This window comes from Methylosinus sp. Sm6 (assembly GCF_019802345.1).
In the GTDB taxonomy this organism is placed as follows: domain Bacteria; phylum Pseudomonadota; class Alphaproteobacteria; order Rhizobiales; family Beijerinckiaceae; genus Methylosinus.
Window position 1 is genome coordinate 59,198 of record NZ_JAINDZ010000018.1, and the last position, 14,910, is coordinate 74,107.

A 14,910-nucleotide genomic window follows, 5' to 3' on the forward strand; every position below is an offset into this window, starting at 1 on the left:
CGTCGAGAGTCGGAAGCATTCAAGGCGCGACGCGATATTCGTCGGTGAGGCCGCCGCGCAGCAGCGTGACGATCTTCTCGCGGCCGCCGCGCGCCAGCCAGCGCGCGTGGCAGATCTTCGGGCCGCACAGCACTTCCGGAAAGCGATAGAGCGGCTTGCCCGATGCGACCCTGAGGCCGAAATTGGCGTCCGGCGTCCAGCCGTCCGAGAGGAGCGATTGGCGAAAGCTGGAATAGGGCGGCAGGTCGGAGTTCTCCGAATCTTCCTGCGCGAGGGGTGCGCAAGGGGCGAAGAGGCAGGCAAGGCCGATCAGCGCGGCGGCGCGTAGCGCGGTCATCGATTCGTCTCCCGGTCGGACGAAAAATCTAGCTCGGCTCGAGCCGCGTTCCCACCGCTTTTTGAGTCTCACCAGGGCAGGGCGTCCTCGCCCCGCGCCAGCGCCTCGGCGTCTCGCGTGAAGGCCCCGTCCGCCTCGTGCAGCACGAGCGGCGCCAGTAGCGCGAGCGGCGCCTTGGATCCCTTCACGCCGCGCAGGAGAATGCGCGTGGCCGGCTCGCCCGCCCGCGCCGCGACCGGCAGGATGCGCAGGGCTCCGACCCGCGCGCCGAGGCTCGCGAGGCAGTCCGCCAGCGCGTCGGCGCGATGGATCAGCGCCAGCTCGCCGCCGGGACGCAGCAGCGCGAGACAGGCGCGCAGCCAGGGCTCGAGCCCGCCCGCGGCGACATGGGCCAGCGCCCGGCGTGGATCGGGCGAGACGCGCGAGCGGGCGGGATCGAGAAAAGGCGGATTGGTGAGGACGAGGTCGGCGGCCTCTTCCAACAGTCCCGCCGCGCGGCGCGAGGCGGCGGAGACGAGATCGGCCTCGTGGAGACGCACGCGCTCCGTCAGCTCGTTCGCGGCGATATTTTCGCGCGCGAGCGCTGCGGCCTCCGCATCGATCTCGATCAGGGAGACCCGCGCGATGGGCGCGCGCAGCGCAGCGGCGAGGCCGACGGCTCCCGTTCCCGCGCCCGCGTCGATCACGAGGCCGCGGCGCTCGGGCGTCGCGGCCGCCGCGAGAAGCACGGCGTCGGTTCCCGCCCGATGGCCGCGCGGCGTCTGCCGCAGGCGCAGGCGGCCCGCGAGGAAGCTCTCGCCCCTCGGCGCCCGCTGCTCCGAGCTCGGCGGAACGTTCGTCGCTCGGTGGACGTTCATCGCCTGCGAAAATGTCACAGCGCCATCGGCCCGACAAGCATCCAGCGGTCGGCGACGCGCGAGCGGGAGAGACTGCGAATGAAATCGACCAGAAGCTTGATCGGCCGCGTCGCCGCAATCGCCGTTTTGTCGACCGTTTCCAGCGTCGGCGCGCCCTTGCCGGCGGGCGCGCAGCCGGCGAGAGGATTCTCCTGCGAGCAGCTCTGGCGCCAGCGCAATGCGATCTACGCGCGCGCCGGTCATTGCTTCAGCACCGACCGCGGCCGCGCGACCTTCGGCGAGGGCTGTTATCCGCCCTATGGCCGGCTGAGCGGCGCGGACAGCCGTCAGGTTCAGCGAATCCGGCGTCTCGAGCGAATGAACGGCTGCTGAGAGCGGTCCTTCGTCTCGGCGCAGATCCTCGTCGCGGCCGATATCCGCGCGGATCCAGACCATCCGGTCGGCGAACCACAATTTCGACAGCATGGCGATGGCGAGGCCGGCCGCCGTCATCGGCAGGTTCGGCAGCGCCACGCCCATGAGGAGCAAGACGGCGCCGACCGACGCCGCCAGCGCCAGCATCCTGACGACCGGCCGATGATGCGCGATCCTCGGGTCGTCGCCGCGCGAGAGCCAGATTCGCTCGCCCAGCACGGCTTTCGACATCCAATTCTCCGTCGATTCGGGCGGCGGAAACACACGCGGATTCAGCCACGCCCAGATCAGCAGCGCTCCGATCGGCGCGAGCGCCCACCAGCCGATCCAGATCCGGCTCCAGGCGGCGAGGGCGAAGAGGGGCAGAATCGCGACGCGCGACCAGCCGCTCCAGGGATTGGCGTGCCGCGCCCATGTCGCGTCGTCCATCCCCACCACCTTCTCGAGCATGCGGAACGGCGAGTCTTCAGACATGAAACGCCTCCTTCGAACAGGGAAGTTGTTTCGAATTGAAACGAAGATGCGACGATCGGGGGCATAGGACGCTCGACCTTCTCGCGATGGCCGCCGAGCTGCGTCGCATCGCCGCCGCGTCCGCAGCCTACGTCCGCATCCTAAGCTTGCCGCCCGCCCTCCAAGGTCTTAAGTTCCCACCGCATTCGCAAGAGAGCAGGCGAGGGGGCTACGTGGGTATCGTCATTCCGCTGGAAGAAAGAGAAGAGAAAGCCGCCGGCCTCGACAATCTGCTCGCGCTCATCGGCCCCGATCTGCAGCGCGTCAATCAGTTGATCCTGCAGCGAACCGGGTCGGATGTCACGACCATTCCGGAGGTCGCCAACCACCTCATCTCGGCCGGCGGCAAGAGGCTGCGGCCGATGCTGGTGCTGGCCACCGCCGGCATGTGCGGCTATCGCGGCGACGGCCACATCAAATTCGCCGCCGGCATCGAATTCATGCATACGGCCACATTGCTGCATGATGATGTCGTCGACGAGAGCGACATGCGCCGCGGCAAGATCGCCGCGCGCATGCTGTGGGGCAATGAGACCTGCGTGCTGGTCGGCGATTTCCTGCTCGGCCACGCCTTCAAGATGATGGTGGAGCCCGGCGTGCTGCCCTGCCTCTCCGTCGTCTCGCAGGCGGCGGCGGTGATCGCCGAGGGCGAGATCCTGCAGCTCAATTCCGCCAAGGACACGCAGACCACCGAGGACGCCTATATGGCGGTGATCCGCTCCAAGACGGCGGAGCTGTTCGCCGCGGCGGCGGAGGTCGGCCCCATGCTCTCCGGCCGCTCCAAGGCGGACGAGGCGGCCTGCCGCTCTTACGGCATGAATCTCGGCATCGCCTTCCAGCTCATCGACGACGCGCTCGATTACGGCGGCCAGTCGGCCAAGCTCGGCAAGAATGTCGGCGATGATTTCCGCGAGGGCAAGATCACTCTGCCCGTGGTGCTCGCCTTCCGGCGCGGCAGCGAGAAGGAGCGGGAGTTCTGGCGGCGCACGTTGGAGAAGGGCGAGATCGCCGAGGGCGACGTCGAGACCGCCTGCGCCCTGATGAAGAAGCACGACGCGTTGAAGGACACGGTCGAGCGCGCCAGCCACTACGGCGCCATAGCGCGAGACGCGCTGGAGATCTTCCCGGTCTCACCGTGGAAATCCGCGCTGCTCGAGGTCGTCGATTTCTGCGTGCAGCGCGCATACTGACGTGCGTCCCTTCTCCCGCTCGCGGGAGAAGGGACGCACTTTTTCGGAGACGTCAGCGGGATTCGGCGTCCTCGCGCTGGTCGTGATCGTGATGGCCCCAGTGGTGCATGTGGCCGTGCGCGATCGTGCGGAGCAACAGGCCGAAGCGGCGCTTCTGCCCATCGTCCAGGCTGTCGTAGAGCGGCTTGGCCGCGTCGGCGAGCTTTTCCGCTTCGGCCGAGCGGGCGGCGAGCGCCTTCGAGCGGAAGCGCAGGCCGTCGATCACGCTGCGATGCTCCTGCATGTCCTTGAACTTTTCCTTCGCCTCGGCGAAACGCGCCTGGCGCGCCTTGCCGATGTCGCGCAGCGCGGTCTCGACGGCGGGCCAGTTCTTTTCCTGTGCGGGGGTCAGCTTCAGCCCGGCCTTCAGCGCCGCGACCTTGGCGTCGATAAAGGCCGCATGATCCTCGGTCGACATCTCGTGATGGCGATCGGGCTCGGCAAAGGCGGCGGAGGAAAGGACCGGGAAGGCCAGCGCCAGCGCCGTGGCCGTAACGAGAAGATGCTTTTTCATGGTTGTCACCGGATGTTGAGGAGACGCCTACTAAATTTCGTCCGCCGACGTCGAAAATCAACTTAATGTTTGGTAATCCGTGTTCCGGAAACATTGCATTTATTTAATTTGTAGAAATAATCGCGAAAAGATGACAGCGATGCTGTCGCTTCAGCGTCGATCGACCCTGTCTCGACTGTTCTACACGTATGCTGGGAGCCGACAATGGCAAGCGCTTTCCGGGCCATTCGCATCGACAAGGACGAGTCCGGCTATCGCGCCGATTATGCCGAGCTGGGCGACGCCGATCTGATGGACGGCGATGTCGACGTCGCCGTCACTCACAGCACGGTCAATTACAAGGACGGGCTCGCCGTCACCGGCAAGGCGCCGGTGGTGCGCCGCTTTCCGATGATCCCGGGCGTCGATTTCGCCGGCTTGGTCACGCGCTCGGCCCATCCCGATTTCCGTGTGGGCGATGCGGTGATCGCCGGCGGCTGCGGCCTGGGCGAGGTTCATTTCGGCGGCTTTGCCGAGCGCGCGCGCGTCAGCGGCGACTGGCTGGTTCCTGTGCCGGAGGGGCTGACGGCGGCGCAGGCGATGGCGATCGGCAGCGCTGGCTACACGTCCATGCTCTGCGTGCTGGCGCTGGAGCGCCATGGGCTGGAGCCGGGGCGGGGGCCGGTCGTCGTGACGGGCGCGGCCGGCGGCGTCGGCTCTGTCGCGGTGGCGCTGCTGGCGCGGCTCGGCTGGCATGTGATCGCCTCGACTGGACGTTCGGAGGAGAACGCCTATCTGAAATCACTGGGGGCCGCCGAGATCATCGATCGCGCCGAATTGTCCGCGCCGGGCAAGCCGCTGCAGACGCAGCAGTTCGCTGCGGGCGTCGACACGGTCGGCTCGGTCACGCTCGCCAATGTCCTGGCCCGCACGATGTGGGACGGCGCGGTGGCGGCCTGCGGCAATGCGCAGGGCATGGAGCTGCCGGCGACCGTCGCGCCCTTCATCCTGCGCGGCGTGTCGCTGCTGGGCGTCGAGAGCGTGCGGCCGTGCATATCCTTGCGCCGCCGAGCGTGGGAGCGGCTCGCGCGCGATCTCGACAAGGGGACGCTCGCAGCCATGACCGAGACGGCGCCCTTCGACGAGGCGCTGGAGCGGGCGCGATCGATCGTCGCAGGAAAGATTCGCGGCCGGCTGGTGATCGAGATCGGCTGAGAAAAGAGGCGCCGGGCGGAAAGGCGTCGGCGCGCCGACGCTCGTCCGCACGGAAGACCGCATTCACGGGGGAAATATGAGCGGAGCTTTCACGAAAGAACAGGACGACGACGAGCTTCGCGAGGAGCTGCCGGATCGTCCGATCAGCCCGCATCGCAATCTGGTCACGCCCGAGGGGCTCGCGCAGATCGAGGCCGAGCTTACGCGCCTGCAGGCCGAACTCGACGCCGCGCAGCAGGGTGACGATAAGCATGCGCTCGCGCGCGTGACGCGCGATCTGCGCTATTGGAGCGCGCGCCGCGCCAGCGCCGAGCTAATTCACAAGATCGCCGATGTGGGGCAGGTGCGCTTCGGTCATCGCGTCGTCGTCGAGGACGAGACCGGCAAGCGGCGGAGCTATCGTCTGGTCGGAGAGGACGAGGCCGATCCGTCGAAGGGCCTCATTCCCTATGTCGCGCCTCTGGCCGAGGCGCTGATGGGCAAAGGCGTCGGCGAGAGCGCCGAGGTCGGGAGCCACAGCGCGACCATCGTCGAGATCGCCTGACGATCGGCCGAACCGCGCGGGTCGCGCGGCTCGGCTGAACTCTTACGCCGCCTTTTTCACGGCCGGCTTGGCCGGCGCCTTGGCGGCGGGCTTCTCCGCCACGGCCGCAGGTTCCTTCGCCGCCTCGGGCTTCGTCTCGACCTTGGCGACGACCTTGGCCGGCTTGGGCTCGGCCTTTGACTTGGCCTCGACCTTCGCCTTCTCGATCTTGGACTCGGCTTTCGCTTTCGCCTCGGGCTCTGCCTCGACAGACTCGGCCTTGACGGATTCGGCCTTGGCCGGCTCCGGCTTGATCGGCTTGGCCGGAGCAGCGGCGCCCTTCTTCAATCGCTTCTTGATCGAAGCCCAGAGGTCGCGCATCTCCTGCGCCGCCACGCCGTCGGGATGTAGCTCGCTGACGCCGAGGCCGAGGCGCGCCGCCTCTTGATAGTCGACGCGCGCGGAGACGAGCGGCGTCAGCAGCGCGCCCATCGTCTGCAGCGTCGCGACGCCTTGCTCGACGCGTATGTTCTGCTGCGCCGGCGGGCATTGATTGAGCAGAAAGGCGTAATCCTTCTTCTTGTCCTTGATGCTCGCGCGGGTGAGCTCGCTCGCCCAGAGATCGAAGACATTGGGGCGCGCCGGAATGATGCAGAGGTCGGCGGCGCGAATCGCGGCGTCGGAGTTTTCGGTGTCGGCGCCGGGCGCGTCGATGACGACGAGCGTGACGCCCTTTTTCTCGAGAGCGGCGAGCGCCTTGCCGAGCTTGGCGCAGGGCACGTGCTCGACCGGCACATCCGTGGCCTCGCGAGCCTGCGACCATTTGACCAGAGATTGAAGCGGATCCAAATCAATAATGAAAACGCGCTCTCCCGCCCGACGGGCGGCGACGGCGATGCTGCTTGCGAGCGTGCTCTTTCCGGCTCCGCCCTTTTGCGTGACGAATGCGATAGTGCGCATGCGAGTTGACCTGTGTTGAAAGTTGGGCTCCTACGCCGCCGGGGACGCCACGCAACACAAGGGAGGATCGTCGAAATTTAACAATTCCTATTACTCCGCGAAAGGTTAATCTCGGGTTAACCCGGGTTTACGACGGTTAAGGTTCCGCAACAGGCGAGACGACGCGCGAGATCGCCGTCGCCCGCGAAGGCGGGAGCGTCTTTTGCCGGAAGGCCTATAATAGCCGCATGACCGACCTCTTCTCCGCCGCCGCGCTCGATCGCGACACGCCCCACCCGCTCGCCGACCGGCTGCGGCCGCAGCGCCTCGACGAGGTCGCCGGACAGGATCGCCTGCTCGGCCCCGACGGGGCGCTGACGCGAATGATTCGCTCGGGCTCGATCGGCTCGCTGATCTTCTGGGGGCCGCCCGGCACCGGCAAGACGACGGTCGCGCGGCTGCTCGCGCATGAGACCAATCTCGCCTTCGTCCAGATCTCGGCCATCTTCACCGGCGTCGCCGATTTGAAGAAAACCTTCGAGGCGGCGCGCGCGCGCCGCGTCGCGGGGCAGGGGACGCTGCTGTTCGTCGACGAGATCCACCGCTTCAACCGCGCCCAGCAGGATTCCTTCCTGCCGGTGATGGAGGACGGCTCCGTCACGCTGATCGGCGCGACGACGGAGAATCCGTCCTTCGAGCTCAATGCGGCGCTTCTCTCTCGCGCCCGCGTGCTGTCGTTCGAGCGGCTCGACGCGGCGGCGATCGAGAAGCTGCTGGTGCGGGCCGAGCAGACAGAGGGCCGGCCATTGCCGCTCGACGCCGATGCGCGCGCGGCGCTGATCGCAATGGCCGATGGCGACGGGCGCGCGGCGCTGACGCTCGCCGAGGACATTTGGCGCGCGGCGGGGGCGGACGAAATCTTCGACCGCGCGCGGCTCGCAGCGGTCGTGCAGCGGCGCGCGCCCATCTATGACAAGGCGCAGGAGGGGCATTACAATCTCATCAGCGCGCTGCACAAATGCGTGCGCGGCTCGGATCCGGACGCGGCGCTCTATTATTTCGCGCGAATGCTCGACGCCGGCGAGGACCCGCTGTTTCTGGCGCGGCGCATCGTGCGCATGGCGGTGGAGGATATCGGCCTCGCCGATCCCCAGGCGCTGGTGGTCGCCAACGCCGCCAAGGACGCCTATGATTTTCTCGGCAGCCCAGAAGGCGAGCTGGCGCTCGCGCAGGCGGTGATCTATGTGGCCACCGCGCCCAAATCCAACGCCGGCTATGTGGCCTATAAGGCGGCGCGGCGCATCGCCGCAGAGGCCGGCTCGCTGACGCCGCCGAAGGTCATTCTCAATGCGCCGACCAAATTGATGAAAAGAGAAGGCTATGGCGAGGGCTACGCCTATGACCACGACGAGCCAGAAGCGTTTTCCGGCCAGGATTATTGGCCCGAGAAGCTCGGCCGCCAGAGCTTCTACCGGCCGGTCGAGCGCGGCTTCGAGCGTGAGATCGGCAAGCGATTGGACTATTGGGAGCGGCTGCGCCGCGAGCGGCGCAAGGGTTGAAAAAAAGCAACGAGAATCTCGAAGCGCTTTCCGTCAGTCCCGCACCAATTCCAGCTTTTTCTGCAGCACGGTCAAAACGCGCGCGAGATCGTGCCCGCGGCGCATCACCAGTCCGCTCGCGGCGACGACGCTGAAGGCGCCTTGGCGGCGGCCCAGCTCGGGGTCTTTCTCGATGCGATAGAGCGGCGCCTCGCTGGTGCGGCGGAAGATCGAGAACACGGCCTTGGCCGGCGAGAAATCAATGGCGTAATCGCGCCATTCTCCCGTCGCGACTTTGGCGCCATAGAAATCGAGGAGAACGCGCAGCTCCCGCCGATCGAAGGAGACGACGGCCGTCGGCTCCCGCCGGGAAGAGGGGGTCCTGTCCGAATTGGTCGCGCGGCCCGCCACCAGGGAGAGCGAGCCGCGCCGCCCGCTCGGATCCGTCGTCTCCGTCTCGTTCATGCCGATCCCTCGCTCGCCGGCCATGATTGCGCGGGCGCGCGGCGAGAGCAAGCGCATTTATGACGATGGCGCGACGGCCCGGCTCGGCCGGAGCGACGAATTCACATTTTCGCCCCCATCGAGCCCCTTGCGCGCCAAAGGACGTGACCAATATTCCGATCATTGCCTCGACAGGCTCGGAACGCGGTCTTCCGGAATTCGTCAGCCCCCCAGCCCCCCGGAAGGGTGCGTGTCGAGCAGTATGAGTTCGTGGCGATGGACGGGCCGGCCGAGCGACGCTCGCGCCGGCCCGTCTTGTTTTGCGCCGGCTTCCCGCCGCCTTGCAAGTCGCGCATCGATCGCCGATATCATCCTCGCGCTCCGCTCGCGGCCATCCGCCGGGCGGGACGCAGATTGCAGACCATGAAGACGTTTGCGCGCCCTGCGCCGCTCGGCGGCGCCGGCGGACGCGAGCACGAGGATTGGAGATCAGCCCCGTGAGCGATCACGACCAGACCACAACGATCGACGCTTCGCAGAGCGATTACGGCTTCCAGGCCGATGTCGCGCGCCTGCTCGAGCTCATGACCCATTCGGTCTATTCCGAGCGCGATATATTTCTGCGCGAGCTCGTATCCAACGCCGCCGACGCCATCGAGAAGCTGCGCCATGACGCGCTCTCCAACGAGACGCTGGCCGCGAAGGCCGCCGCGCCGCTCGTCACCATCGCCATCGACAAGGACGCGCGCCGGCTCACCGTCGCGGACAATGGCGTCGGCATGTCGCGCGAGGATCTCGTCGCGGCGCTCGGCACCATCGCCAGCTCGGGAACGCGCGCTTTTCTCGACGATCTCGAGAAGAAGGGCGACGAGAAGAGCGCTTCGCTGATCGGCCGTTTCGGCATCGGCTTCTATTCCGCCTTCATGGTCGCCGACAAAATCGAGGTGGCGACGCGGCGCGCCGGCTCGGACGAGGCTTTCCTCTGGACATCGGAAGGCAAGGGCTCGTTTCAGATCGCGCCGCTTTCGCCGGACGCGGCGCCCGATCCTGGAACGCGCGTGACCTTGCATCTCAACGCGGAGTCGGACGAGTTCCTCGAGCCGGCGCGCATCGAGGCGATTTTGCGCGAGCATTCGGGCGCGATCGCGATTCCGATCGATCTCGTCGACGCGCCCGGCGGCGAGCCGCGCCGTCTGACGGATGGAACGGCGCTGTGGACGCGATCGAAGTCCGAGATCGCCGAGAAGGACTATGAGGATTTCTATCAGCAGCTCTCGGGCCAGTTCGACGCGCCGGCGCTGACCGTTCATTGGCGCGCGGAAGGGCGCACCGAATATACGGTGCTCGCCTTCGTTCCCGGCTCGCGGCCTTATGATCTCTTCGATCCCGCGCGCAAGAGCCGCACCAAGCTCTATGTGCGCCGTGTGCTGATCTCGCGCGAGATCGATCTCCTGCCGCCCTGGCTGCGCTTCGTGCGCCTCGTCGTCGACAGCGCCGATCTGCCGCTCAACGTCTCACGCGAGATGGTGCAGAACAATCCGCTGCTCGGCGCCATGCGCAAGGCGATCGCCTCGCGCATCGTCAAGGAGCTCGGCGATCTCGCCGCCAATGACGCGGAGACATTCGCCGCCGTATGGAAGAATTTCGGCGCGGTGATCAAGGAGGGCCTGCACGACGACCCGCAGCGCCGCGACGAGATTTTTGCTCTCGCGCGCTTCTCCAGCCTGCTGCATCCGGACGGCGGGCTGACGCTGAAGGACTATGTCGCAGGTCTGAAGCCCAATCAGACGGCGATCTATTATATCGCCGGCGACGACAAGAAGCGCCTCGCCGCGAGCCCGCAGCTCGAAGCCTTTCGCGCCAAGGGCGTCGACGTGCTGCTGCTCGACGACGCGGTGGATTCCTTCTGGGTGACGAGCGCGCTCGGCTTCGACGGCAAGCCGTTCAAATCGGCGACGCAGGGTAAGGCCGACATCGACGCCATTCCGACGCCGGAAGGCGCCGCCGAGCCGCCGCCCGCCGAGGCCTCTTCCGAGGTCGCGCTGCTCACCGCGATGATGAAGGAGACGCTCGGCGAGCATGTCGACGATGTGCGCGTGTCGACTCGTCTGCGCGAGAGCGCCGCGTGCCTCGTCGCTCCGGATCACGGCTTCGATCTGCAGCTCGCGCGCATGCTCGCCGACAGCGGCAAGGGACTTCTCGGCAAGCCGGTGCTGGAGATCAATCCCGTTCACGACGTCGTCGTCGCGCTGGCGAGCAAGGCCAAGACCGACAGAACGAGCGCCGAGGACGGCTTCTGGCTGTTGTTCGACACGGCGCGCATCGCCGACGGCGAAGCGCCGCTCGACGCCGGCGCCTTCGCGAAGCGCGTGACGGCCCTGCTGGCTGAGACCGTCTGCAAGACCGTCTGATGGATGGAGCCTTGCTCGCGCCCGAGGAGACGCGCGCCGAGGCGCTCGGTCGCGTCGCCGCGCTGCTCGAGCGGAGCGGCGTCGAAGAACCGCGACGCGACGCGCGCGCGCTTCTGCTGGCGGCGGGAGAGCTCACTCCCGCCGATCTCCTGCTCGAGCCGAGCGCGCTTCTTTCGCCAGAAGCGCGTCGCAGGCTCGACCGATTCGCGCGCCGGCGCGCGGCGCGCGAGCCGGTCTCGCGCATTCTCGGCGCGCGCGGATTCTGGACGCAGGATCTCGTCGTCGCGCCCGATGTGCTCGATCCGCGCGCGGACACGGAGACGCTGGTCGCGCTCGCGCTCGATCTCATCGGCGCGCGCCGCGGCGAGGCGCTGACGATTCTCGATCTCGGCGTCGGCTCGGGCGCGATCGTCTGCGCGCTGTTGTCGGAGCTGCCGCTCGCGCGCGCCGTGGCGGTCGATCTCTCGCCGAGCGCCTGCGCGGCCGCCTCCACCAATTTCGCCCGCTGCGGACTCGATTCGCGCGCGATGATTCTGCGTGGACGATGGGCCGAGGCGCTCGACGCGCGCTTCGATCTCGTCGTCTCCAATCCGCCTTATGTCGCGAGCGGCGAGATCGCCACGCTCGCGCCCGAAGTGACGCTCCACGATCCCGCGCTCGCGCTCGACGGCGGCGTCGACGGGCTCGCGCGCTACCGCGAGATCATCGACGATCTGCCGCGGCTGATGGCGCCGCGTTCATTCGCTGTGTTGGAGGCGGGAGCGGGGCAGGCGCCGACGATCGCGGCGCTGCTCGTCGCGGCAGGCCTCGAGATTGCCGAAATTCGCAAGGATTTTTCCGGATGCGAGCGCGCCATCGGCGCGCGCCGTCGCGACTGACGCTCACGCCGACGTCGTGATTCGCGCGTGCGGGGGTCGTGACAAATTCGGCACAGTCCCTATTTAAATGCGCGAGGGCGCGATCTCGCGCTTGGCGGAGGGAAGGCGCTAGATTATAGTCCTTCCCGATTGAACGCCGATTTCACGGGCGACGCCGCGCGACGCGAACCGCCCGTCGCCCGCCGGGGCGCACATCCATGCGGGACATGCGCCATATCGGAACAAGCGGCTCGATCGTGGAGATGCCACGATCTCGTTCGTGAGAGCGGTCGAGACTCCGAGCCGGGCGGATCTGAAGTGCAGCGCGTTCAGGCCCTGAGTGGGGCTGCCCTCGCCGAGCGGCTTTCTCGACAGGCGCAGGGCGCCGCGCGAAAGCGTCGTAGCGACAAGGAGCGCGCAAAAGCGTCGTAGGGCAAGGCGCCGGACTCGCGTCGCAGGGCGCGGCGAGAGTTCCGAATAGTTTCGTCTCGAATGGACGGAAGAGTCGGCGCCGCGCCGAAGCGTCGCGACCGGCGCTCGGAGGGAATATTCGACGAGGCGACGATGCGCCGGGGGCGCGCGCGCCTTCGCGTGATCGCTCGAAGGGGCCGGGTCGCGCGGCAAGACAGAAGCGAATGAAGCCGCTGACGACTTGCGGTTTCCTCGCACGACTTCGCGACCTCTCGTCGAGCCCACGTCCAGGTCTCGAGCCCACGTCCAGGTCGCGTCGAAGCGCTCGACCGATGGCATGACGGATGGAACAGCGACGCCCATGCAGAACAGCGACGGACCTTCTCGAGGATATTCGATGAGACCAGGACAGAACAAGCGTATCCGCGGCCGCAGCAATCGCAAGGGGCCCAATCCCCTGACGCGGTCCTACGAGTCGAACGGTCCCGATGTGAAGATTCGCGGCACGGCGCAGCATATCGCCGAAAAATATCTGCAGCTCGCGCGCGACGCCCAGTCTTCCGGCGACACCATCATGGCCGAGAGCCTGCTGCAGCACGCCGAGCATTATTTCCGCCTCATCGCCGCCGCCCAGGCCGCGCAGCAGCAGAACGGCTACGGACGCCCCTTCGACGCCGACGCCGCCGACGCGGGCGAGGAGGAGGACGATCTCGGCGGCGCGCAGGATCGTTTCGCGCCCTTGTCGGAGCGCCTGCCGCAGCCGGTCGCCTATCAGCCGCAGCCCTATGCGCAGCCGGGCTTTCAGCCGCAGCCCGCGGCGCAGCCGCATTTCAGTCCGCCGCCGCAATTCGGCCAGCAGCCGCAGCCCTATGAGGAGCGTCCGATCAGCGGCGGCGAGCCGCCGCCGCGCTACGAGCGCCAGCCGCGCCAGGATCGCGGCTTCCGCGACCGTGGCGGCAGGGACCGCGACCGCGGCGGCGAGCGCGGCGTGGAGTCCGGCGGCGAGCGCAGCTTCGATCGCAACCGCGAGCGCGACAATCGTCGTTTTCAGGCGCGTCCGCAGCCGGCCCCGGTCGCCGACGAGCAGCCGGCCGCTCTGCCCTCCTTCATCACGGCGCCGGCGCCGATCCGCGCTTCGGGCGGCGAGGAGACGCCCGAGTCCTTCGCGCGGGCCGAGCGAACGGTGGTGCGCGAGCATGAAGAAGCGGCCGCCGGCTTTCATCTGAACTCGCGCCGCCGCCGCCGTCCGCGCGCGGGCGGCGAGGAGGCGAACGGCGTCGACGAGCCGCCGGCGCGTTCCGGCGAGCTGCCGCTCGCCGACTGAGCGGCCTTCCGACGGAGCGCCCTTCCGACTGAGCGCCTTGGCGCGCCGCTTCAGCCGGCGGCGCGCCTTTGTCCGAGCATGAGGCGTCGGGCGAGGATCTTGTCGATCCGGCGCCCGTCCTTGTCGACGACCTCGAATCGCCAGCCATTGGCGTCGAAGCTCTCGCCGATCTCCGGCAGACGGCCGATATGGGCGAGGACGAATCCCGCCGCCGTCTGATAGCTTTTGTCCTCCGACGCCGGCAGAGACAAAAGGTCGAGCATCTCATCGGCGGGCATGGCGCCGGAGATGAGCCAGGAGCCGTCGTCGCGCCGCACCGCATGCGGCTCCGGCGGCCCTTCGGCGGTCCCGAAGCCGCCGGCGATCGCCTCGAGAATATCGGCGTCGGTGACGATCCCCTGGAAGTGGCCGTATTCGTCGAACACCAGCGCCACATGCACTGACGCCTTCTTGATCATCTCGACGACGTCGAGAGCGTCGGCGGCGTCGGGCACGATCGGCGCCGGACGCACATGCGCCGCCGGGTCCGGCGTCTCGCCGCGCAAAAATGCGTCGAGCAGATCCTTCGCCTGCAGCACGCCGAGCATGTTCTCGGTCTTGCCGCGATAGGCGGGCAGGCGCGAATGGCCGCTCGCGATGAGCTTGGCGCGAATCGCCTCCGGCTCGCCGTCGAGGTCGACCATGTCGACCTCGCCGCGCGGGGTCATCACGCCGCGAACCGGACGATCGCCGAGACGCATGACGCCGGCGATCATGGCGCGCTCGCCCGGCTCCAGAACGCCAGCGGTCTCGGCCTCGGCGACGAGCGCGCGAATCTCCTCGTCGGAGACCTGCTGCTCCTCGGCCGCGCCATAGCCGAGCGCGCGCATCAGAATGCGGCCCGATGCATCGAGGACGAACACCAGGGGCGAGCCGAGCATCGCCAGCGCGCGCATCGCCGGCGCGACCATGGCGGCGATCCGCTCGGGATTGCGTAGCGCGATCTGCTTGGGCACGAGCTCGCCGACGATCAGCGAGGCATAGGTGATCGACGCGACGACGAGACCGACGCCGAGCGGCTCCGCCATCGCCGGAGAGAACCCGCGCGCGGCGAGCCATTCGACGAGGCGCGCGCCGAGGGTCGCGCCCGAGAAGGCGCCGGACAAGACGCCGATCAGCGTGATGCCGATCTGCACCGTGGACAGGAATCTTCCGGGATCGGAGGCGAGGCGCGCGGCGGCTCGCGCGCCGCGGACGCCGCGCTCGGCCATGGCGCGCAAACGCGCCGGCCGCGACGAGACGACGGCGAGCTCCGCCATCGCGAGCGCGCCGTTCACCAATATCAGGACGAGGACGATCGCCAGCTCGGTCATCAACATGGCGGAAACATATCCGTGAAGGCGCACGAGCGCGAGCCTGCAGGCTC

At 67.9% G+C, this 14,910-nt stretch carries 14 protein-coding genes and 1 pseudogene; 8 read left to right on the forward strand and 7 right to left on the reverse strand.

Translation table 11 applies throughout. The features are described 5' to 3' along the window. Positions 1-19 precede the first annotated feature (19 nt). The gene (locus K3F48_RS13475; RefSeq protein WP_222575954.1) at positions 20-337 is read right to left on the reverse strand and encodes a hypothetical protein; all 318 of its coding nucleotides are present in this window, start codon (positions 335-337) and stop codon (positions 20-22) included. A 68-nt stretch (positions 338-405) separates the two neighbouring features. Then, the gene (locus K3F48_RS13480; RefSeq protein WP_222575997.1) at positions 406-1,194 is read right to left on the reverse strand and encodes a tRNA1(Val) (adenine(37)-N6)-methyltransferase; all 789 of its coding nucleotides are present in this window, start codon (positions 1,192-1,194) and stop codon (positions 406-408) included. 78 nt (positions 1,195-1,272) lie between these two features. Here K3F48_RS13480 and K3F48_RS13485 point away from each other — a divergent pair, with 78 nt between their 5' ends. After that, positions 1,273-1,566 (forward strand): YARHG domain-containing protein, encoded by a 294-nt coding sequence (locus K3F48_RS13485; protein ID WP_222575955.1) that lies wholly within the window; start codon positions 1,273-1,275, stop codon positions 1,564-1,566. A 48-nt stretch (positions 1,567-1,614) separates the two neighbouring features. Here the strand turns inward: K3F48_RS13485 and K3F48_RS24900 are convergent. Continuing rightward, a pseudogene (locus K3F48_RS24900) lies at positions 1,615-2,082 on the reverse strand (DUF6653 family protein); the annotation flags it as partial. Between the two features lie 212 nt (positions 2,083-2,294). Between K3F48_RS24900 and K3F48_RS13490 the strand changes: the two are divergent. Further along, a complete protein-coding gene (locus K3F48_RS13490; protein WP_222575956.1) occupies positions 2,295-3,311 on the forward strand; it encodes a polyprenyl synthetase family protein in 1,017 nt (338 codons plus the stop codon). A gap of 52 nt (positions 3,312-3,363) precedes the next feature. Here the strand turns inward: K3F48_RS13490 and K3F48_RS13495 are convergent, their stop codons facing one another. After that, positions 3,364-3,864 (reverse strand): Spy/CpxP family protein refolding chaperone, encoded by a 501-nt coding sequence (locus tag K3F48_RS13495; protein ID WP_222575957.1) that lies wholly within the window; start codon positions 3,862-3,864, stop codon positions 3,364-3,366. 204 nt (positions 3,865-4,068) lie between these two features. Between K3F48_RS13495 and K3F48_RS13500 the strand changes: the two genes are divergently transcribed. Then, entirely contained in the window at positions 4,069-5,058 is a 990-nt protein-coding gene (locus K3F48_RS13500; protein ID WP_255608990.1) for an MDR family oxidoreductase, read from the forward strand. A 76-nt stretch (positions 5,059-5,134) separates the two neighbouring features. Continuing rightward, the gene (greA, locus tag K3F48_RS13505) at positions 5,135-5,602 is read left to right on the forward strand and encodes a transcription elongation factor GreA (protein ID WP_222575958.1); all 468 of its coding nucleotides are present in this window, start codon (positions 5,135-5,137) and stop codon (positions 5,600-5,602) included. Between the two features lie 42 nt (positions 5,603-5,644). On the opposite strand, the gene K3F48_RS13510 is transcribed toward greA, so the two are convergent. Beyond that, the gene (locus tag K3F48_RS13510; RefSeq protein WP_222575959.1) at positions 5,645-6,541 is read right to left on the reverse strand and encodes a ParA family protein; all 897 of its coding nucleotides are present in this window, start codon (positions 6,539-6,541) and stop codon (positions 5,645-5,647) included. Between the two features lie 227 nt (positions 6,542-6,768). On the opposite strand from K3F48_RS13510, the gene K3F48_RS13515 reads away from it, so the two are divergent. Then, a complete protein-coding gene (locus K3F48_RS13515) occupies positions 6,769-8,079 on the forward strand; it encodes a replication-associated recombination protein A (protein ID WP_222575960.1) in 1,311 nt (436 codons plus the stop codon). 33 nt (positions 8,080-8,112) lie between these two features. On the opposite strand, the gene K3F48_RS13520 is transcribed toward K3F48_RS13515, so the two are convergent. After that, positions 8,113-8,523, reverse strand: coding sequence for a DUF2794 domain-containing protein (locus K3F48_RS13520; protein ID WP_222575961.1), 411 nt, complete (start codon positions 8,521-8,523; stop codon positions 8,113-8,115). A 476-nt stretch (positions 8,524-8,999) separates the two neighbouring features. On the opposite strand from K3F48_RS13520, the gene htpG reads away from it, so the two are divergent. The 3 genes from htpG to K3F48_RS13535 all read left to right on the forward strand — a co-directional run bounded on the left by htpG (position 9,000) and on the right by K3F48_RS13535 (position 13,505). Continuing rightward, entirely contained in the window at positions 9,000-10,913 is a 1,914-nt protein-coding gene (htpG, locus tag K3F48_RS13525; protein ID WP_222575962.1) for a molecular chaperone HtpG, read from the forward strand. Further along, positions 10,913-11,791, forward strand: a complete 879-nt coding sequence (prmC, locus tag K3F48_RS13530) for a peptide chain release factor N(5)-glutamine methyltransferase (protein WP_222575963.1) — start codon at positions 10,913-10,915, stop codon at positions 11,789-11,791. Before htpG ends, prmC begins: the two co-directional genes overlap by 1 nt. A 787-nt stretch (positions 11,792-12,578) precedes the next feature. Then, the gene (locus tag K3F48_RS13535; RefSeq protein WP_222575964.1) at positions 12,579-13,505 is read left to right on the forward strand and encodes a DUF4167 domain-containing protein; all 927 of its coding nucleotides are present in this window, start codon (positions 12,579-12,581) and stop codon (positions 13,503-13,505) included. Positions 13,506-13,555: 50 nt separating this feature from the next. On the opposite strand, the gene K3F48_RS13540 is transcribed toward K3F48_RS13535, so the two are convergent. Further along, on the reverse strand, positions 13,556-14,863 hold the full coding sequence (locus K3F48_RS13540) for a hemolysin family protein (RefSeq protein WP_222575965.1): 1,308 nt from the start codon (positions 14,861-14,863) through the stop codon (positions 13,556-13,558). Positions 14,864-14,910 lie beyond the last annotated feature (47 nt).

What these genes read in the sequence shown, in the direction of transcription:
- prmC (WP_222575963.1), top strand. Translation starts at nt 10,913, where the DNA reads ATGGATGGAGCCTTGCTCGCGCCCGAGGAGACGCGCGCCGAGGCGCTC.
- greA (WP_222575958.1), top strand. Translation starts at nt 5,135, where the DNA reads ATGAGCGGAGCTTTCACGAAAGAACAGGACGACGACGAGCTTCGCGAG.
- K3F48_RS13500 (WP_255608990.1), top strand. Translation starts at nt 4,069, where the DNA reads ATGGCAAGCGCTTTCCGGGCCATTCGCATCGACAAGGACGAGTCCGGC.
- K3F48_RS13475 (WP_222575954.1), bottom strand. Translation starts at nt 337, where the DNA reads ATGACCGCGCTACGCGCCGCCGCGCTGATCGGCCTTGCCTGCCTCTTC.
- K3F48_RS13510 (WP_222575959.1), bottom strand. Translation starts at nt 6,541, where the DNA reads ATGCGCACTATCGCATTCGTCACGCAAAAGGGCGGAGCCGGAAAGAGC.
- K3F48_RS13480 (WP_222575997.1), bottom strand. Translation starts at nt 1,194, where the DNA reads ATGAACGTCCACCGAGCGACGAACGTTCCGCCGAGCTCGGAGCAGCGG.
- K3F48_RS13520 (WP_222575961.1), bottom strand. Translation starts at nt 8,523, where the DNA reads ATGAACGAGACGGAGACGACGGATCCGAGCGGGCGGCGCGGCTCGCTC.
- K3F48_RS13535 (WP_222575964.1), top strand. Translation starts at nt 12,579, where the DNA reads ATGAGACCAGGACAGAACAAGCGTATCCGCGGCCGCAGCAATCGCAAG.
- K3F48_RS13495 (WP_222575957.1), bottom strand. Translation starts at nt 3,864, where the DNA reads ATGAAAAAGCATCTTCTCGTTACGGCCACGGCGCTGGCGCTGGCCTTC.
- K3F48_RS13485 (WP_222575955.1), top strand. Translation starts at nt 1,273, where the DNA reads ATGAAATCGACCAGAAGCTTGATCGGCCGCGTCGCCGCAATCGCCGTT.
- K3F48_RS13540 (WP_222575965.1), bottom strand. Translation starts at nt 14,863, where the DNA reads ATGTTGATGACCGAGCTGGCGATCGTCCTCGTCCTGATATTGGTGAAC.
- K3F48_RS13515 (WP_222575960.1), top strand. Translation starts at nt 6,769, where the DNA reads ATGACCGACCTCTTCTCCGCCGCCGCGCTCGATCGCGACACGCCCCAC.